The sequence below is a fragment of the Psychromonas sp. MB-3u-54 genome, from assembly GCF_002836415.1.
GTDB lineage: Bacteria > Pseudomonadota > Gammaproteobacteria > Enterobacterales > Psychromonadaceae > Psychromonas.
In genome coordinates this window covers 1-18,569 of sequence record NZ_PJBP01000111.1, presented here as the reverse complement: position 1 = coordinate 18,569, position 18,569 = coordinate 1, and the positions used below count along the sequence as shown (strand labels likewise).

Genomic DNA, 18,569 nt, shown 5'->3' with positions numbered 1-18,569 from the left:
AATGTCGAACCAACAGATTGCAGTGCTAGGACTTGGAGAAACCGGATTATCTTGTGTTAATTTCTTATTAAAACAAGGTGATCAAGTGACCGTATTTGATACGCGGCAAAACCCTCCCGGTGAGGATAAGCTTGATGGTTCAGTTAAACTTTTCAAAGGTGAATTGAGCTTCGAGTTACTCGCCAAGTTTGATTTGATTATCGCAAGCCCGGGTATCGCATTGGCGACGCCGGCATTACAATTTGCCCTGGCCAAGGGTTGTGAGATTATTGGTGATATTGAGTTGTTTGCTAGGGAGCTTTCAAAGCCTGCTTATAGACATGCTAAATTAGTCACTATCAGCGGTTCAAATGGTAAAAGTACAGTGACCAGTTTACTTGGAGAGATGGCCGTTGCTGCAAAAGTAAAAGTGGCTGTTGGTGGTAATATTGGCATTCCCGCGCTTGATTTACTGGATCCTGAAATTGACTTGTATATTCTAGAATTATCGAGTTTTCAATTAGAAACGACCTTTTCATTAAATGCGGATATCGCAACTATATTAAATATCAGTGAAGATCATATGGATAGATATGATTCCTACGCACAGTATACGGCTGCGAAACATCGTCTCTATAAGCAATGCAAAATGGCATTGTATAATCGCGATGATAAGCTGACTCACCCCAAAGATCATCTCATTAATAAAACCAGCTTTGGTTTTGATAAGTGCGCTTATGGATTGTTAACCGCTGCAGATAAGCAGATTTTTTTGGCGAAAAATGGCTCGCCGATACTCGCCGTTAAAAACCTAACATTAAGTGGTAAGCATAACTGGATGAATGCATTGGCCGCTTTGGCATTGGGCGAGGCTGTAGGTTTAAGCGAAACCGACATGTTAACGACTCTGCAAGAATACTCTGGTTTGCCGCACCGTTGTGAATTTGTTGCGGAGATAAACCATGTTCGTTGGATAAACGATTCAAAAGCCACTAATATCGGTGCGGCGCAGGCTGCGTTAGAGGGGTTATCGGAAACGATAGCCGGCAAGGTGCATGTTATTTTGGGTGGTGATGGCAAAGGTGCTGATTTTAGTGAGTTAGCGCCTGTATTAAAGGAGATCCAAGGGATGATTTTCTGTTTTGGGGTTGATGGCCCAGAAATAGCCGCACAAAATAAACGTGCACTGCTGGTTGAAACTTTAGATCAGGCCGTTGATAAAATTTTCACAACGGCACAAGCCGGGGATCTGGTGATATTAAGCCCTGCCTGCGCCAGTTTAGATATGTATAAAAACTTTATGCAACGCGGTGAACACTTTAAACGTTTAGTCAGAGCATTGCCTGCGAGCAGAAACTGATGGCATTATTTAATCGTTTTATACAAAGGCGGTCGAACAATCCCTCTCAACCCTATGACAGGCAACTTTTAATTGCTACGTTTATCCTCATGTGTGTTGGCATGGTGATTGTTGCATCCTCTTCAATTCCGGAAGGTATTGCCCTTTCCGCCGATCCCTTTCGTTTTCTTAAGCGTCAAGCATTCTATTTGCTGCTTTGTTTAGGGTTGTTATGCGCTGTTGTGTGTATCCCTATGAAACGTTGGTATGACTACCAGGGTGTTATGCTTAGTTTGATATTTTTAGGACTGATTGCCGTTCTGCTGGTGGGGACCGAAGTAAACGGAGCACACCGTTGGTTACGATTAGGTCCTGCGAATATACAACCCTCAGAATTTGCTAAACCTGCGATTATTTTCTTTTTAGCAAGTTATCTTTATCGTCGTCAAAAAGAAGTGATCGATACCATAAAAGGTTTTATGAAACCTTTGTTCATATTATTTGCTTTCTCATTATTGTTATTGTTGCAGCCCGATTTGGGATCAATAGTGGTCATTATTGTTATTATGATGGGCATGTTATTTATTGCCGATGCAAAGTTGATTTCATTTATTGGTATCGGTATCGCGTTGTTGACGGCGATCATCGCCCTGATTATGACCTCGCCCTATCGTATGGAACGTGTTTTTGGATTTTTAGACCCTTGGGCGCAGCCCTTTGGCCGAAGTTATCAATTAACCCAATCGCTGATGGCTTTTGGCCGAGGGGGTTGGTTTGGAGAAGGTTTAGGCAATTCAGTCCAAAAATTGGACTATCTACCCGAAGCGCATACGGATTTTATAATGGCAATACTGGCAGAAGAGTTAGGTTTTGTTGGTGTGAGCCTGGTCCTTATGTTGGAATTTTATTTGGTTTATAAAGCCTTTTCTATTGGTAAAAATGCGCTTAAGCAAACCCTTGTTTTCCCGGGCTATGTTGCTATTGGTATTGCTATTTGGTTTTTCTTTCAAACGGCTGTTAATATTGGCGCAGCATCGGGTATTGCACCAACCAAAGGGTTAACACTTCCTTTAGTAAGTTATGGCGGTTCGAGCCTGATTAGTATCTCTCTGGCGATAGGTTTATTATTACGTATTGATTACGAAACCCGTATTGCAACTGCAAAAACGCTTATTAAAAAAGTCAAAAGCACTAAAAAATCCGAATTAAAGGAAACAACAGGTGAAGCCGATGTCCAATAAAAAAACATTAGTGGTCATGGCAGGCGGTACGGGCGGACACGTCTTTCCGGGACTTGCGGTGGCCGATGCACTAAAAGAACAAGGCTGGGCAGTCAGTTGGTTGGGAACAGCGGATCGTATGGAAGCGCAACTTGTCCCTAAACATGGCTATCAAATAGATTTTATCGATATTGCCGGTATACGGGGAAATGGCCTGAAGCGTTTATTGATGGCACCCATTCGTATTATTAAATCGATCTGGCAAGCACGTTCTGTGTTAAAAAAGCGTCAGGTTGATCTAGTATTGGGAATGGGCGGATTTGCCAGCGGACCGGGGGGGATTGCCGCCTGGAGCATGGGGATTCCGGTTATTTTACATGAGCAAAATGCCACCGCCGGGTTAACAAACCGAATTCTATCACTCTTTTCCAAGCGTGTATTAATGGGATTTTCGGGTGCTTTTCAAAGTGGTAAAGCGATTCTGGTCGGCAACCCGGTGCGCAAGCAGCTTATTGAGTTGCCTGTAAAAAAAATATCAGCTGAGAATGAGGCACTTAAAGTACTCGTCGTTGGCGGGAGTTTAGGGGCTAAAGTATTAAATGACTTATTACCCAGCGTTTTTAGTTCATTTGACGATGCCAAGCTTAATGTCATGCATCAAAGTGGCAAAGGACATTACCAGGCTGTGCAAAAAAGTTATCAACAACTGCATGTTAAGGCAAATGTGCAAGAATTTATTGCTGATATGGCGAGTGCTTACGACTGGGCCGATTTGGTTATTTGCCGCGCGGGGGCGTTAACTGTTGCGGAGTTAGCCGTTGTTGGTTTACCTGCGATTTTTGTTCCCTTACCCCATGCCGTTGATGATCATCAAACTAAAAATGCCCAATATTTAGTCTTCCAAGAGGCGGCGGTGTTAATCGCACAAAAAGAATTAACCGCAAAAAAAATAAGTGATTATTTGCGTCTTTTCTTACACAATAGAAAATTATTGACTGCGATGTCGCAAAAGAGTAGAAAAGCAGCCATTATTGATGCAACCGAACGTGTTGCATCTATCTGTAATCAATTAGTTTGAGCAACGTGCAATTAAATATTGCTGGCTTACAACTTTATTTTAGACAAGTGATTTATTATGATGAAAATTGACCTAGCCCAAATACGCACTACGGTACCTGAAATGCGCCGTGTTAAACAAATCCATTTTGTGGGGATCGGTGGCGCAGGTATGGGCGGCATTGCAGAAGTACTAGCCTATGAAGGTTATAAAATTTCAGGATCTGATATTGCTGAAAATCCGGTAGTTAAACGTTTACGCTCACTCGGCGCTGAGATTTTCATTGGTCATCAACAGGATAATATATATGGTGCGTCAGTGGTGGTGGTTTCAACTGCCATTAAGGCTGATAATCCGGAACTATTAGCGGCGCAACAGGCCCGCATTCCCGTGGTGCGCCGAGCAGAAATGCTGGCTGAATTGATGCGTTATCGTCATGGTGTTGCCGTGTCCGGTACACACGGGAAAACCACGACAACAAGCTTAATCGCGAGTATTTACGGGCAAGCTCAACTCGATCCGACTTTTGTTATCGGCGGTCTATTAAATAGCGCAGGCACCAATGCAAAATTAGGGCAAAGTCGCTATTTAATCGCAGAAGCCGATGAAAGTGATGCTTCATTTTTACATTTGCAACCTATGGTTTCAGTAGTGACAAATATTGAAGCTGACCATATGGATACCTACCAGGGGGATTTTGAAGTATTAAAAGATACCTTTGTTCGCTTTATACAAAACTTGCCTTTTTATGGCACTGCAGTGGTATGCCTTGATGATGCTGTTATTGAACAATTGATACCGCGTTTTGCGCGACAAACTGTCACTTATGGTTTCCATCAACAAGCGGATGTTCGTATTTCAGATTTCTCACAATGCGTCAATCGCAGTGAATTTTTAGTGCATAGAATTAATAAACCGGCAATGAAAATAGAGCTTAATCTTCCGGGAAAACACAATGCATTAAATGCAGCTGCCGCGATCGCGGTCGCAATGGAAGACGATATTGATGATGCCTCCATTTCAAAGGCACTTAATGAATTTGCCGGTATTGGCCGCCGTTTTGAACAATACGGTGAATTTGAAACCGGGCGTGGTAAAGCTATTTTGGTTGATGATTACGGTCACCATCCGACGGAAGTACAAGCAACCATTGATGCTGCGCGTGCAGCTTGGCCGGAGAAACGTTTAGTCATGGCTTATCAGCCACACCGCTATTCAAGAACACGTGATCTCTATGAAGATTTTGCGCATGTCTTAGCGCAAGTAGATCAATTATTACTGCTGGATGTTTATCCTGCCGGTGAAACGGCTATCGCGGGTGCTGATAGCCGCTCTTTATGCCGTACTATCCGGCAACGCAGTGGTAAAGAGCCTATTTTTGTAGCCAGTCCTGAAGTCCTGCCTGCCATGCTGGCGCAGATAATAGACGATGGCGATCTTGTTTTAACACAGGGGGCCGGCAATATTGGTGCTGTGGTTAAAACATTAGCTGAATTACAACTAAATATCGTAAAAATGAAAAAAGCGAGCTGCGTATAATGAGTTTAGATTTTGGTAAAGTTGCGGTTTTATTTGGGGGGCACAGCGCAGAGCGTGAAGTGTCCTTACGTTCTGGAAAAGCCGTGTTAAATGCATTGTTGCGTCAGGGTCTTGATGCCTGTGCGATTGATCCTAAGTTTGATGATTTACTGCAGCTAAAAAAATTAAATTTTGATCGCGTTTTTATTGCCTTGCATGGTCGAGGAGGTGAAGATGGTGTTATACAGGGGTTTTTAAGTGCATTGGATATTCCCTATACAGGCAGTGATGTTTTAAGCTCGGCGATTGCAATGGATAAATCAAAGACCAAACAAATTTGGCAAAGTCTGCAATTACCGACCGCTCAATACAAAATTATCATTAAAGAGGCATTTGACCCTGCGAAGGCCGAACAGATACTGAAAAGTTTATCGGGCACCGTGATGGTGAAACCCGTCGCTGAAGGCTCAAGTATCGGCATGGCAAAAGTAAGCACTGCAAAGGAGCTTATTAAAGCATTGACTGAGGCTTTTAAATTTGATCGACAAGTATTGCTTGAAACCTGGATCACCGGACAAGAGTACACGGTATCCATATTAAATGGAAAAGCATTGCCGGCTATCCGGATGCACACTGATAATACATTTTATGATTATCAGGCTAAGTATCAATCAACGGAGACACAATATTATTGTCCTTGTGGTCTTGAACCCGCGAAGCTTTCTGAATTAAATCAATTAGCGGTAGATGCCTTTGCTGGTATTGGTTGCAGCGGATGGGGGCGAGTGGATTTCATGCTCGACAAGTCAGGGCAATGGTATTTATTAGAAGTGAATACCGTGCCCGGTATGACAGAAACAAGCTTAGTCCCTAAAGCTGCGAAGCAAGCTGGTTATGATTTTGATGCGCTTACGATCGAAATTTTAAAGCAAACACTGTAATTATATGCTTTCTAAATTTAAAGAAATCAAGATTGGCAAATGGATTGGTTTGATTTTTTTTCTTATTTTAATTTATGGATTACAAAGCAGTTATTCAAAATTAAAATCATGGTTAACTGATCAACAATCTTTACCGTTAACCTTTTTAATTTTAACGGGCGATATGCAGCACGTTTCATCGAATGAGGTGCGCGGCGTATTAAAAGAGCAAAAAAACAGGTTGAATTTTTTTACGCTGGAAATTGCACAAATTCAGAAACAGCTTGAAGAGATGCCATGGGTTTATTCTGCGTCAATACGCAAACAATGGCCTGATACAATAAAAATTCACATTGTTGAGCAATCCATTATTGCAATTTGGAACAATAGCGCGCTGTTAAACCAGGCAGGTGATATTATTCATACCTCTCCGGAGGGTATTTCAAATAAATATATTAGACTCAATGGTGAAGATGAATTTGTTAAGCAAGTATTACAAACTTATCTGGAAGTTGAACAGTTATTAAAAGTAAATAAATTTAAGATTAAATTATTAAGCAGCGATAAGCGTAATTCAAGTAAGATCATTTTAGATAACGGTATTGCATTACGCTTAGGCAAAGAACAAAAACTGGATCGTATTCAACGTTTTTTAAGTGTATTTCCATTAATAAAAAATAAATACGATGTTGGTACCATTGATTATTTAGACTTGCGTTATGATACCGGGATAGCGATTGGTTGGCAAAAAGGTAAATCTTGATATTTAATATATAACCCAAGATTGTGCAGTTTAATAAGGATAACGGTGAGTTTTGAGTATGGAAAGTAACTATACAGTTGGATTAGATATTGGCAGCAGTAAAATTGTACTCTTAATTGGAGAACAAATGGCCAATAATATGACCAATATCGTGGGCAGAGGAGAGGTGCCCGCAAAAGGTGTTGATAAAGGTTCTGTTACTGATTTAGATTCCGTTGTCACTGCGATTAAAAGCGCATTAACGGTTGCTGAAGAGATGGCCAATTGTAAAGTTTCCTGGGTGAATTTATCTGTTTCTGGTGCGCATATTGAATCAATAAATGAATCGGGTACCTGGGCTATCGAGGATAAGGAAGTCTCTTCTTATGACATGGACAGTGTGCTGCATAACGCCGCATCAATTAAAATACGTGATGACCAACGTTTATTAGATGTGATCCCGCAACAATATGCAATTGATTCTCAAGAAGGTATTAGTAACCCGCTGGGGTTAGCGGGAGTTAAACTAAAAGCGGATGTGCATTTAATTACCTGTCATAATGGCTTTGTTAAAAATTTAGAAAAAGCGGTTGAATTATGTGGTTTGTCAATCGAACAACTCACCTTTTCCGGTGTTGCATCTAGTGCCGCTATTTTAAGTGAAGATGAAAAAAAATTAGGCGTTTGTCTTGTTGATATAGGCAGCGGTACGATGGACATATCTGTTTATGTTGCAGGTGCATTACGGCATAGCTCAGTACTGGCTTATGCGGGAAATTCAGTTACCAATGATATTGCTATTACCTTTAGTTCACCGCAGAATTCGGCGGAAAAAATAAAAATCAATTATGGCTGTTTACAGCGCGAGAGCATAGATCCCGACGAAAGAATTGAATTGATAAGTGTTGGCGGGCGAGATGCACGCACTCTGCAACGGCAAATGTTAGTCGATGTGATTGAAGCTCGCTATAGTGAATTATTAGATTTAATAAAACAAGAGTTATGCAAGCTCGGCAATGGCTCTGACATGGAAGGCCTAAAACAGCAATTGGCTGCCGGTATTGTTATAACCGGTGGTGCGGCACAAATGATAGGTTTGGTTGAGGTTGCAGAGAAAACGTTTGATAATATGCAAGTACGGATAGGGAAACCAGATAATTTGCAAGGTTTAGTCGATGATGTTGCGACACCTGCTTATTCAACCGTTGTAGGTTTGTTACGTGTTAAAAGCGCATCCTTTAGCAAAAATGATGAAAGCGCCGATGCAAGTCGTTTCTCGGTGATTTTAAGTAGAATAACAAGTCGTTTCTCGGTGATTATAAATAGAATTAAAAAAGAATATTAATAATCAATTTTTGTATAACCAAGGCGGTGATACTATGTCCGATAATATATATAAAGTGGAAAAAGAGCAAATGTTTGAAATAATCAGTGATGAGCATGAACAACAAGCTGTTATCAAAGTGGTCGGCATAGGTGGCGGCGGTGGTAATGCTATTAACTACATGATCGAAAAGGGCTTAGCCGGTGCTGAATTCATTGCTATGAATACTGATGCACAAGCATTACGCTCATCAAAAGCTGATATTCGTTTACAACTTGGTGCGGGTATCACCAATGGACTCGGCGCCGGAGCAAATCCGGAAATTGGATATAAATCTGCTTTAGAAGATAAAGACAGAATCCGTGAGGTACTAACCGGCGCAGATGTGGTTTTTATTGCGGCGGGTATGGGGGGGGGTACAGGAACAGGAGCTTCCCCGGTTGTCACTGAGATAGCTAAAGAACTGGGTGCTTTGACTATTGGTGTTGTTTCTAAACCTTCTACCTTTGAAGGTAAAAAACGTATTAATTATGCCAATCAAGGGATTGAGCGTTTGGCTGAACATATTGATTCATTGCTGATCATCCCTAATGATAAACTGCAAAAATCACTGCCGCGCGGCGTCTCATTCCTCGATGCATTAAGTGCTGCAAACGGCGTGTTATATGATGCCGTATCTGGTTTTTCTGCGATCATCAATAATGAAGAAAGTACCATTAACATTGACTTTGCTGACGTTCGAACTGTTATGACGGAAGCTGGTACGACGGCCGTAATGGGAATTGGTGTGTCGTCAGGCGAAGACCGTGCTGAAGTTGCTGTTGAGAAAGCTATCTCTTGTCCGCTGCTTGAGGATGTTGACCTTTCAAATGCCCGTGGCGTGTTAGTGCATATAGTTGCCGGCTTAGATTTCAGCTGGGATGAATACCATATTGTTGGTGATGCGCTGAAAGAGTTTGCTTCCGATGACTCGCAAATTATTTTTGGGGTAACGGTGAATCCTGAAATTGATAGTGGAGAGTTGCATGTGACTGTTATTGTAACCGGTCTTGGAGAGCGAAAATCAGATCTTTCTGCGGTCAAAATTCCGACGGCAAAGGTTGAGGCGCAAAAGCCTGAGATTGTGACCGAAACAATAACGGAAAAGGCTACAAGTGCCGAAAAACCGGAAGGAAACTACTTGGATATTCCTGCATTTTTACGTAAACAGACTGATTAATCATTATTAGCAGTTTGCGATATTCATCACAAACTGCTAAAATCCCGCGTATTATATAACGCTAAAGCGGCGGTAGGGGGAACAATGATTAAACAAAGAACACTTAAAAAGAGTGTCAAGTCGATAGGTATTGGCCTGCACTCAGGTAATAAGGTGAAAATTGAATTCCACCCTGCACCAGCGAATAGCGGTATTGTCTACCGCCGTACCGATCTTGATCCTATTGTTAGTTTCAAAGCGCATGCACAAGCTGTTCAAGAAACGCTTTTATGCACTTGTTTAGTGAACGATCAGGGCCAAAAAATATCAACGGTAGAACATCTTTCTGCTGCGCTTGCCGGGTTGGGTATTGATAATATAATTATTGATGTTGACGCTCCTGAAATTCCAATTATGGATGGCAGTGCCAGTCCTTTTATTTTTCTTCTGCAATCGGCGGGTATTGAAGAGCTAAACAGCCCGAAAAAATTTATTCGTATTAAAAAAACCGTACGAGTTGAAGATGAAAAAGAGGGGAAATGGGCTGAATTACAGCCATCGAATAAAGGTTTTAGTTTAGATTTTAAAATCGACTTCGATCACCCCGTTTTTGAAGGTCAAAATCAGCATATAAAAATGGATTTTTCCGGTGATCTTTTTGTAAAAGAGATCAGTCGCGCGAGAACCTTTGGCTTTATGAAAAGTGTCGAGTATTTACAATCAAATAATTTAGCCTTAGGGGCTAGTTTGGATAATGCGATTGGTTTAGATGAGTTTCGAGTATTAAATCCTGATGGCTTACGTTATGAAGACGAATTCGTAAAACATAAAGTGTTGGATGCTATTGGTGACCTTTATCTTTCTGGTTATACTATTTTAGGCCATCTTAAAGCTTTTAAAACAGGGCATGCACTTAATAACCAACTTTTGTGTGCTTTACTGGCCGACCAAGAGGCTTGGGAAATGGTCACATTTGAAGAGCCTGTAAGTGAATCACCCATTCAATACGTCTCGCCTGTTTTTGCCCTCTAAATAAAAAACCTTTAGTTTTCTAAAGGTTTTTTTTTGTTATTTTTTATCAATTTATTTTTTAGAATAGTTCGCTAATGAGCGTAAGGCTTTTTGCAATCCCGGCTCGGCATTCTCAGCTAATGCTAAAAATGACTCTGCAATATCAGCGGGCATTTTAGTTGCTCGTTTAATGTTTTTTTTCGGTGAGCTATGCTGCATTTTGCGGGTGCTAGAGAGCGCTGGGTTTACCTTTATTTTGATCCGTAATAGAGATGGAACCCGTTGACGTAATAATGTCAGCAGCTCAGTGCGCATAAATTGCAGGCGCATCGTCCAGGTTGCATCCGGGATTTCTATAAGCAAGATCCCATTTTGTAAGCTGCCTATCCTGCATCCAGGGATATTATGTTGTTTCAAATGGCTTTGTAGTAAACTGTTCAGCGCCATAATCACTGTTACATCATGCTGCAAACCGCTTTTATTTAATAACGAAGAAACGGATTTTGGTTGTCGGGTTCTATTCATTAATTTCAACATTGTGAAGACACAATGTTCAGTATAGCGGTTATCTATTCAAGTAAGGAAACAGATTCTGTATTTTTAGAGATAAAAATAAATGCCTGCTGATTTCCCTTTTTTTTAGGCAGGACAAACAAAAACTGATTTAAGGGCTTGAAATTCCAAAAGGTAATCTCCATCTACTTTAATTAAAGTCCATTTCAGTATAGATTGGTTATCTGGTTGCTATTCAGGCATTATTTTAAATTGGTCGATTTTTTAATATGGCAATAACTTTATCAATGCGTAGTTTTAAAGAAACGTCAGCGGTTGTCAAACGTGGCGTTGGTGCGAAACGGGTTTACATTTAATTTTTATAGAATGAGAAAGTGAAATGATTACAGGGCTAATAACAAAAATACTAGGCAGTCGTAATGACCGTTATTTAAAGAAGCTACGTAAAGTAGCAGATGAAATTAATAAGTTAGAACCACAAATTAAAGCGCTGTCCGATGAGGAATTAAAAGCTAAAACGGTCGAGTTTAAAGAGCGTCTCGCATCGGGTGAAAGCTTGGATAAAATTCTTGTTGAAGCCTTTGCAGTGGTACGTAATGCATCTGAGCGCGTTTTTGGTATGCGTCAATTTGATGTGCAGTTAATTGGCGGTATGGTCTTAAATGACAATAAAATTGCTGAAATGCGTACCGGTGAAGGTAAAACATTAACGGCTACATTACCTGCTTATCTCAATGCACTAACCGGTAAAGGTGTGCATGTTATAACGGTAAATGATTATCTTGCCGAACGTGATGCTAAGTGGAATGCTAAACTTTTTGAATTTTTAGGGCTAACCGTTGGTATTAATATATCGGGTATGTCTGGCGATCAGAAACGCGCCGCTTATGCCGCTGACATCACTTATGGTACTAATAATGAATTTGGTTTTGATTATCTGCGCGATAATATGGCCTTTGAAGCACAGCAGCGTGTTATGCGCTCGTTACACTATGCCATTATCGATGAAGTTGACTCAATTTTAATCGATGAAGCAAGAACGCCGCTAATTATCTCAGGTCCGACCGATGGTGATTCTACGCTATATACTGAGTTGAATACTGTTATCCCAATGTTAAATCAACAGGATAAAGAAGACACTGAAGAATATATCGGGGAAGGGGATTTCACTGTTGATGAAAAAAATAAGCAGGTTTTACTCACGGAACGCGGTCAAGAAAAAGTAGAGCTTATTCTACAAGATCGTGGTTTACTTGATGAAAATCAATCACTCTATTCAGCCGCCAGCATTAGTTTATTACACCATGTAAATGCCGCGTTGCGTGCGCATACGCTGTTTGAAAAAGATGTTGAATATATAGTCACCGAAAAGGGTGAAGTGGTTATTGTTGATGAACACTCCGGACGGACAATGCCCGGGCGGCGCTGGTCTGAAGGTTTGCACCAGGCGGTAGAAGCTAAAGAAAGTGTGAAAATTCAAAATGAAAACCAAACATTAGCATCGATCACTTTCCAAAACTACTTCCGTCTCTATGAAAAATTGGCCGGCATGACAGGTACTGCTGATACTGAGGCATTTGAATTCCAGTCTATTTATAGCTTAGAAACCATTGTGATTCCAACCAATCAAGCGATGATCCGTAAAGATGGCGGAGACTTGGTTTATTTAACTGAACAGGAAAAATATCAAGCTATTGTCGATGATATTAAACCGCGTCTGGAGAAAGGACAACCCATCCTGATCGGCACAGTGTCCATTGAACACTCTGAGTTATTATCCGATTTAATGGATAAAGCAAAAATAAAACACAGTGTTTTAAACGCTAAATTCCATGCCAAAGAAGCTGATATTATTGCTCAAGCCGGTGCGTTAGGCAGTGTGACCATTGCAACAAATATGGCGGGCCGAGGTACCGATATCGTTCTCGGTGGTAATCTGGAAGCTCGTTTGGATAAGTTAGGCGATGTTAGCCCCGAGAAAATAGAAGCAGAAAAAGAGCTTTGGAAAGCAGAGCATAAAAAAGTATTAGAGGCGGGCGGCTTGTACATTGTTGGTACTGAGCGGCATGAATCTCGTCGTATTGATAACCAACTACGCGGCCGTTCCGGGCGGCAGGGTGATCCTGGTGAAAGCCGTTTCTATTTATCAATGGAAGACTCTCTGATGCGTATCTTTGCTTCAGAGAAAGTAACTAATATGATGAAAAAATTGGGCATGGAAAAGGGTGAGGCTATTGAGCACCCTTGGGTATCACGTGCTATTGAGAATGCGCAACGTAAAGTTGAAGGTCGAAATTTTGATATGCGTAAATCTCTTCTCGATTTTGATGATGTGTCTAATGAACAACGTAAAGTGGTTTATCAGCAGCGTAACGGTGTAATTGACAGTGAAGAGATCACTGAAACCATTGAGCAAATCTGGGATGATGTGTTTAATAATTGTGTTAATGAATATGTTCCTCCTCATTCACTCACTGAGCAATGGGATCTTGAAGGCTTAGAACAGCGTTTAAAAGCTGACTTTTTAGTCGATTTACCTGTTCAGCAATGGTTAACTGATGATGTAAATCTGCAAGAAGAAAGCATTCGTGAAAAAATTGTGGAGCATGCAAAAGCTTCATATATCGCGAAAAAAGAACAGGTGGGTCCAGAAATTATTGCCAGTTTTGAAAAATCGGTGATGCTGCAAACAATAGATACTTTGTGGAAAGAGCACCTTGCGGCAATGGATCATTTACGCCAGGGTATTCATTTACGTGGTTATGCCCAAAAAGATCCTAAGCAAGAGTACAAACGCGAGTCCTTTGAATTGTTTTTAGAAATGTTGGAAAACTTAAAACGCGAAGTTGTGATTATCCTTTCGAAAGTGCAAGTGCAGTCAAAGGAAGAAGCTGAGGCAATTCAAGAACAGCGCCGTGAGGCTGAAGCTCAGGCCCAGCTGGAAATGCAGCATGCGCAGGCGAATAAGGGTGAAATTGTTAGCGAAGAAAAGACTGACGATGATACTTTTGTACGCAACGATAAAAAAGTGGGGCGCAATGAACCCTGCCCATGCGGCTCGGGTAAAAAATTCAAACAGTGCCATGGTAAACTTGGCTAGTTTTTCTGAATACCAAATATATTAATTCTCTATTCATTTATACGGGTTAAAATGAATGCTAGCTTCGTAATTGATTTTATAATTAGAACAACTAGTTACTGCAATCAATGCCTTGCTTTCATTTGTTTTTCCGGCGCCTAAATAGATCACATAATTAGTAGAATTGGTATAAGATTTAACTGCTGTAAAAAGGCTCTTTTAAGAAGAGCCTTTTTTTATGGTTTTAAAGGACTTTTATGAAAAATATTGATATTAGTATTGCGATTGTAAAAAATTCACAAAATTTATTTTTAATCTGTTTGCGTCCAGATCATGTTCACCAAGGTGGAAAGTGGGAGTTCCCTGGGGGGAAAATCAACAAAAATGAAAGCGCAGAACAGGCCATGTTAAGAGAATTAAAAGAAGAAGTCGGAATAACGGCGCTTGACTATCGTTTATTAGAGACAAAATTTTTTGATTATGGTGATAAGCAATTAAACCTTAATTTTTTTCTGGTCAGTCAATTTGACGGTGAGGCACTGGCTCAAGAGGGGCAAAGAATGCAGTGGGTTAATAAAGCGGAATTAGATGAATTTTCATTTCCCGATGCCAATGCCGCGATTATAAAAAAACTGTAACACTTTAATCTTTAATAAGAGTCTCTGATACGCATAAAGCTGGCAAAACGGGGAACATTGTTTTTTGTTTTTCCCGTATATTTGTAAGTGACTGTCGCACCAATAGGCGGCGGGTTTTCACGCTCGATATCAGAGAATCCAGTACCAATTTTGAATTGAATTCCCTCTTTTGTTTCAACCAGTAACGATCCAAGCCTGCCGGTGTTTCTTCCTTTACCTGAAAAATGCTCAATAACAACCGCTTCTGCATCTTCATACTTTTTTAATTTCATTAAATCTTTACTGCGTTTTACCTGATAATAAGCCTTCCCTTTATGCAGCATTAAACCTTCACCCCCCTTCGTTAGTGTCTGTTCTAATAATAATTGCAGCTGCTCATTATTTTCAACGCGTTGCTGTTTAATCATTTTTAGGTAAGCTGACTCACTTGACTTAATTAATGTTTTTATTAGTTGTAAACGGGATGTGAAGTCAGCGTCAGAGCCCGGCAGGTCAAAAATCATAAAAGAGATTTTTCGCCACTCTTGGTCAATGGGCTGCTGTTTTCGTGCGATCCCTGAAACTTTTTCAAATAGATGACGATTAATCCACAACTCGCCATCTAAGGGCTGCGGCGGGAAATCTTTAATAAACCACTTAGGCGCATTAAAAACATTACCCTGTTTGGAAATGAGTTGTTTGCCATTCCAATAAGCACGCACACCATCCAATTTCTCACTTACCCAGTATGCTTGGACATTAATGTCCTGATGATAAAGGGTAGCAAGTTGAATCGGAGGAGATAAGTTTTCGTTGGCATGAGATAAGGGTGAAAAAAGACAAAGTAGAAAAAATAATGTTTTATATGACATAAAAAACTCCCTAAACAGTCCAACAAGTTTAGGGAGGTTTTTAATAAATACAAATAATAGCAAGTCCACTAACCAGATGCAGGAGTAGACATTGATTGTAGTAACTAGCTGTTCTAATGATACAAAAGAGTAGGAAACTATTTTGTATCGTTTAGCTGTTCACTAACTCATTTTTTAATGACGATATGCTATGAATCAAATTAAGAGCAAAACTAAAAGAGAGTTGATGTCCAGCTAGCCTGTATTTTAACCCGCATAAATGAACATAAAATCAATGAACTTGCTATTAAGCTATAAAACGCATTGATAAATCAATGGCACGTACATGTTTGGTTAAAGCGCCCACGGAAATATAATCCACACCCGTTTTTGCGTAGGGAAGGATAGTATCGCTATTAACATTACCTGAAACTTCTAACTTTGCCGTCGAGTTTGAGCCTTCACTCTTAATTGCCACTGCTTCCAACATCATTGCAATACTGAAGTTATCTAACATAATACGCTCTGCACCCGCAGCTAATGCTTCTTTTAATTCCGCAATAGATTCCACTTCCACTTCGACCAATCGCTCCGGGTGTTGTGTTTTAGCCATTTTGACTGCCGCTTCAATGCCGCCACAAGCCATAATGTGGTTTTCTTTAATTAAATAGGCATCATACAGACCTAAACGGTGGTTCAAGCCGCCACCACATAACACGGCATATTTAGAGGCATTACGTAAACCGGGTAAGGTCTTACGGGTATCCAGTAATTTACAATCGGTTTCCGCAATTAAATCCGTGTACTGTTTCACCGTTGTTGCAATACCTGACAATGTTTGTATAAAATTAAGCGCAGTACGTTCACCTGTTAATAAAGTGCGCGCTGCGCCTTCAAGACTAAATAACTGACTATTGGCTTTAACAAAATCACCCTCTTTGACAAACCAAGTTATTTTCACTTGATTTCCCAGTTGGCGGAAGATCTCTTCTGTCCATGCTTGGCCACAAAAAACCGCATCTTCACGTGTTATAACCATCGCTTTAGCTTGTTTACCATCGGGAATTAAATTCGCCGTGATATCACCTTCAAGTGGAGAGAGACCGTTTAAATCTTCATCTAACGCGATTTTGACACTCTGAATTATTTCTTGTGCAACCATGCTGAATTTCCATTAATAATAAAAAAACAAATATTACCTTAATGCATTGTTAATACCAATGTTCTAAAGTGACAACTCCTATATTAAATAAAAAGAAAAATAAAAATAAATCTAACCTATACGCAAATTACTTGAAGAGGTATCTTCAGTCATTTGCATATAAAGGAATATTATGACATTAATTATTGGCTTGACGGGTGGGATTGGTAGTGGCAAATCGACGGTGTCCCGTTTTTTTTCCGAATTAGGGGTTCAGATTATTGATGCGGATCTTGTGGCACGGCAAGTTGTTGAAAAAGGACAACCGGCATTGCGGAAAATTGAGCTGCATTTCGGTAATGAGGTGCTGATGGACGGGGAGCTCAACCGCACTTTTTTACGCCAGATTGTTTTTAAAAATGAGCAGGAAAAATGCTGGCTCAATAACTTACTGCATCCGCTTATTCGCGCTCAGATGGTTGAGCAGCTCGCTAAGGCCAAGGGGGATTATGTTCTATTGGAAGCACCCTTATTATTTGAGAATAATTTGAATAAATTAAGCGATTATGACTTGGTTGTTGATGCCTGCCCGGCTTTACAAGTAACAAGAGCTTGTGCACGTGACGGTGCCGGTAAGGAGGTTATTGATGCTATCATTGCGAGTCAAATAGACAGGCAGACGCGCCTGCAGAAAGCGGATTTTATTATCGATAATAATGACCTCACTCTACTAGCACTAAAAAAGAGAGTGCAGCAGCTTGATGCTCAATTTCGTAAATTGAAAAACTAATCAAATAACCGTTATTTGTTTCCTGTTTGTCCCATTTTGCTGTATTCTTCTCGTTTTTCATGGAGATATTTAGATAAAAATGATCGTTTTTGAATACCCTCTAAATGAGAAAAATCGTAGTTATTTACGTTTTGAATCTCTCTTCACTCAGCTTAAAATGAGTCTCTCTTTTGAGCATGTAAATGACTCAACTATTTTTTTTAAAGCCCTTCTGGAATTGGTTGAATTAGCTGAACGTAGCGATATTCGTCATGATTTGGTCAAGGATTTACGTTTATTATCTGAACAGATGAGAAAGTGGTTAAACCATGCTGCCGTTGATCAGAAAGCGGTGACCGATTTAATTTCAGAAATTGAGGGGCTCATTCAAGCAGTACTGCGTCTGTCAAAACAACTGCGGTTTTTTAAAGATAACCGTCTTTTAACTTCTTTAAAACAGCGTTTTTTTATTCCAGGTGGTACCTGTAATTTTGATTTACCACAGTTTCACTTTTGGTTAGCCGGTGACTTGGAAAAACGTCAGAATGATGCACAATCCTGGTTTAGTCATTTTGCCAGTTTAGAAAAAGCATTAACATTATTTCTAAAAATAAAGCGCTCTCAAGCGGTTGATACAAAACAGATTGCTAAAAATGGTTTTTATCAGGCGGAAGTTGAAAAGTGTGGTTTTATCGTTGTCAAAGTTGATCAAAAACAAGGCGTGTATCCTGTTATAAGCGGGCACAACCAGCGTTATTCAATCCGATTTATGAACGCTGAAAGTGAAAAAAACACCTTAGACAGTATCGATTTTCAGCAAATGTGTTGCTAGGCGTTTTATATTGCGAGGAGTTTTATATGATAGTTAACTGCCCAACCTGTAAGAAAAAAGTCGAATGGATAATTGAAAACGGTCACCGTCCATTTTGTTGTAAACGTTGTCAACTAATTGATCTCGGTGAATGGGCTTCTGAAGAGAAGGTGATTGAAGGTGAGTCTGTTAGTCCCGAAAATATGCCCGCGGATAAAACTATTTATTTTGATTCGTAAAAGGTGAAATGATTGTTATGTTAATGAATGAATTTTTAGAAAAAATAAAAAGTCAACCTCAAGAGATAGTCTTTTCTGATCTGTTAGATTTGATTGAAAAATATTATAACTTTACCGAAACCGCGTTTAAAAATGGTCCGCATTTAAATTTAGCGGGTCAAAACTCCGGCTCATGTAAGATCTTCTCTTTTGCAAAATTACACGATTTAACTGCACCACAAACACTGGCATGTTTTGGTGA

At 40.1% G+C, this 18,569-nt stretch carries 18 protein-coding genes; 15 read left to right on the top strand and 3 right to left on the bottom strand.

Annotated features, from left to right (window positions below; translation table 11 throughout):
* Position 1: 1 nt before the first annotated feature.
* The 9 genes from murD (at position 2) to lpxC (ending at position 10,329) form a co-directional block, all read left to right on the top strand.
* Positions 2-1,339: a UDP-N-acetylmuramoyl-L-alanine--D-glutamate ligase gene (gene murD, locus CXF72_RS05485; protein WP_101037507.1), complete on the top strand. Its 1,338-nt coding sequence runs from the start codon at positions 2-4 to the stop codon at positions 1,337-1,339.
* A complete protein-coding gene (gene ftsW, locus CXF72_RS05480; protein WP_101037505.1) occupies positions 1,339-2,559 on the top strand; it encodes a putative lipid II flippase FtsW in 1,221 nt (406 codons plus the stop codon). The genes murD and ftsW overlap by 1 nt, the downstream gene beginning before the upstream one ends.
* Positions 2,549-3,616 carry an undecaprenyldiphospho-muramoylpentapeptide beta-N-acetylglucosaminyltransferase gene (murG, locus tag CXF72_RS05475; protein ID WP_101037502.1) on the top strand — a complete coding sequence of 356 codons (1,068 nt, stop codon included), beginning with the start codon at positions 2,549-2,551 and terminating at the stop codon, positions 3,614-3,616. Before ftsW ends, murG begins: the two co-directional genes overlap by 11 nt.
* Before the next feature lie 57 nt (positions 3,617-3,673).
* Positions 3,674-5,134, top strand: a complete 1,461-nt coding sequence (murC, locus tag CXF72_RS05470; protein WP_101037500.1) for a UDP-N-acetylmuramate--L-alanine ligase — start codon at positions 3,674-3,676, stop codon at positions 5,132-5,134.
* On the top strand, positions 5,134-6,054 hold the full coding sequence (locus CXF72_RS05465; RefSeq protein WP_101037498.1) for a D-alanine--D-alanine ligase: 921 nt from the start codon (positions 5,134-5,136) through the stop codon (positions 6,052-6,054). The genes murC and CXF72_RS05465 overlap by 1 nt, the downstream gene beginning before the upstream one ends.
* Positions 6,055-6,058: 4 nt before the next feature.
* Entirely contained in the window at positions 6,059-6,796 is a 738-nt protein-coding gene (locus tag CXF72_RS05460) for an FtsQ-type POTRA domain-containing protein (RefSeq protein ID WP_101037496.1), read from the top strand.
* A 58-nt stretch (positions 6,797-6,854) separates the two neighbouring features.
* The gene (gene ftsA, locus CXF72_RS05455; RefSeq protein WP_101037494.1) at positions 6,855-8,120 is read left to right on the top strand and encodes a cell division protein FtsA; all 1,266 of its coding nucleotides are present in this window, start codon (positions 6,855-6,857) and stop codon (positions 8,118-8,120) included.
* Between the two features lie 34 nt (positions 8,121-8,154).
* A complete protein-coding gene (gene ftsZ / locus CXF72_RS05450) occupies positions 8,155-9,318 on the top strand; it encodes a cell division protein FtsZ (RefSeq protein WP_101037492.1) in 1,164 nt (387 codons plus the stop codon).
* 84 nt (positions 9,319-9,402) lie between these two features.
* The gene (gene lpxC / locus CXF72_RS05445; RefSeq protein WP_101037490.1) at positions 9,403-10,329 is read left to right on the top strand and encodes a UDP-3-O-acyl-N-acetylglucosamine deacetylase; all 927 of its coding nucleotides are present in this window, start codon (positions 9,403-9,405) and stop codon (positions 10,327-10,329) included.
* A 51-nt stretch (positions 10,330-10,380) separates the two neighbouring features.
* On the opposite strand, the gene CXF72_RS05440 is transcribed toward lpxC, so the two are convergent.
* Positions 10,381-10,833, bottom strand: coding sequence for a DciA family protein (locus tag CXF72_RS05440; RefSeq protein WP_232784889.1), 453 nt, complete (start codon positions 10,831-10,833; stop codon positions 10,381-10,383).
* Positions 10,834-11,200: 367 nt separating this feature from the next.
* On the opposite strand from CXF72_RS05440, the gene secA reads away from it, so the two are divergent.
* Complete coding sequence (gene secA, locus CXF72_RS05435) at positions 11,201-13,921, top strand: preprotein translocase subunit SecA (RefSeq protein WP_101037486.1); 2,721 nt, start codon at positions 11,201-11,203, stop codon at positions 13,919-13,921.
* A 236-nt stretch (positions 13,922-14,157) separates the two neighbouring features.
* Entirely contained in the window at positions 14,158-14,538 is a 381-nt protein-coding gene (mutT, locus tag CXF72_RS05430; RefSeq protein WP_101037484.1) for an 8-oxo-dGTP diphosphatase MutT, read from the top strand.
* Positions 14,539-14,549: 11 nt separating this feature from the next.
* On the opposite strand, the gene CXF72_RS05425 is transcribed toward mutT, so the two are convergent.
* On the bottom strand, positions 14,550-15,389 hold the full coding sequence (locus tag CXF72_RS05425) for a DNA ligase (RefSeq protein ID WP_101037482.1): 840 nt from the start codon (positions 15,387-15,389) through the stop codon (positions 14,550-14,552).
* Between the two features lie 286 nt (positions 15,390-15,675).
* Positions 15,676-16,530 (bottom strand): carboxylating nicotinate-nucleotide diphosphorylase, encoded by an 855-nt coding sequence (gene nadC / locus CXF72_RS05420; protein WP_101037480.1) that lies wholly within the window; start codon positions 16,528-16,530, stop codon positions 15,676-15,678.
* Between the two features lie 172 nt (positions 16,531-16,702).
* On the opposite strand from nadC, the gene coaE reads away from it, so the two are divergent.
* From coaE to CXF72_RS05400, 4 genes are all read left to right on the top strand, one after another.
* A complete protein-coding gene (coaE, locus tag CXF72_RS05415) occupies positions 16,703-17,299 on the top strand; it encodes a dephospho-CoA kinase (protein ID WP_101037478.1) in 597 nt (198 codons plus the stop codon).
* A gap of 79 nt (positions 17,300-17,378) precedes the next feature.
* Positions 17,379-18,110 carry a cell division protein ZapD gene (gene zapD / locus CXF72_RS05410; protein ID WP_101037476.1) on the top strand — a complete coding sequence of 244 codons (732 nt, stop codon included), beginning with the start codon at positions 17,379-17,381 and terminating at the stop codon, positions 18,108-18,110.
* Between the two features lie 26 nt (positions 18,111-18,136).
* Positions 18,137-18,328 (top strand): DNA gyrase inhibitor YacG, encoded by a 192-nt coding sequence (yacG, locus tag CXF72_RS05405; protein ID WP_101037474.1) that lies wholly within the window; start codon positions 18,137-18,139, stop codon positions 18,326-18,328.
* An 8-nt stretch (positions 18,329-18,336) separates the two neighbouring features.
* Positions 18,337-18,569 (top strand): HopJ type III effector protein (locus CXF72_RS05400; protein ID WP_198552514.1); only part of this gene is annotated, 233 nt, incomplete at its 3' end.

Excerpts from the sequence above, each read along its gene's own strand:
- murD (WP_101037507.1), top strand. The coding sequence starts at position 2 with ATGTCGAACCAACAGATTGCAGTGCTAGGACTTGGAGAAACCGGATTA.
- ftsW (WP_101037505.1), top strand. The coding sequence starts at position 1,339 with ATGGCATTATTTAATCGTTTTATACAAAGGCGGTCGAACAATCCCTCT.
- murG (WP_101037502.1), top strand. The coding sequence starts at position 2,549 with ATGTCCAATAAAAAAACATTAGTGGTCATGGCAGGCGGTACGGGCGGA.
- murC (WP_101037500.1), top strand. The coding sequence starts at position 3,674 with ATGATGAAAATTGACCTAGCCCAAATACGCACTACGGTACCTGAAATG.
- CXF72_RS05465 (WP_101037498.1), top strand. The coding sequence starts at position 5,134 with ATGAGTTTAGATTTTGGTAAAGTTGCGGTTTTATTTGGGGGGCACAGC.
- CXF72_RS05460 (WP_101037496.1), top strand. The coding sequence starts at position 6,059 with ATGCTTTCTAAATTTAAAGAAATCAAGATTGGCAAATGGATTGGTTTG.
- ftsA (WP_101037494.1), top strand. The coding sequence starts at position 6,855 with ATGGAAAGTAACTATACAGTTGGATTAGATATTGGCAGCAGTAAAATT.
- ftsZ (WP_101037492.1), top strand. The coding sequence starts at position 8,155 with ATGTCCGATAATATATATAAAGTGGAAAAAGAGCAAATGTTTGAAATA.
- lpxC (WP_101037490.1), top strand. The coding sequence starts at position 9,403 with ATGATTAAACAAAGAACACTTAAAAAGAGTGTCAAGTCGATAGGTATT.
- CXF72_RS05440 (WP_232784889.1), bottom strand. The coding sequence starts at position 10,833 with ATGAATAGAACCCGACAACCAAAATCCGTTTCTTCGTTATTAAATAAA.
- secA (WP_101037486.1), top strand. The coding sequence starts at position 11,201 with ATGATTACAGGGCTAATAACAAAAATACTAGGCAGTCGTAATGACCGT.
- mutT (WP_101037484.1), top strand. The coding sequence starts at position 14,158 with ATGAAAAATATTGATATTAGTATTGCGATTGTAAAAAATTCACAAAAT.
- CXF72_RS05425 (WP_101037482.1), bottom strand. The coding sequence starts at position 15,389 with ATGTCATATAAAACATTATTTTTTCTACTTTGTCTTTTTTCACCCTTA.
- nadC (WP_101037480.1), bottom strand. The coding sequence starts at position 16,530 with ATGGTTGCACAAGAAATAATTCAGAGTGTCAAAATCGCGTTAGATGAA.
- coaE (WP_101037478.1), top strand. The coding sequence starts at position 16,703 with ATGACATTAATTATTGGCTTGACGGGTGGGATTGGTAGTGGCAAATCG.
- zapD (WP_101037476.1), top strand. The coding sequence starts at position 17,379 with ATGATCGTTTTTGAATACCCTCTAAATGAGAAAAATCGTAGTTATTTA.
- yacG (WP_101037474.1), top strand. The coding sequence starts at position 18,137 with ATGATAGTTAACTGCCCAACCTGTAAGAAAAAAGTCGAATGGATAATT.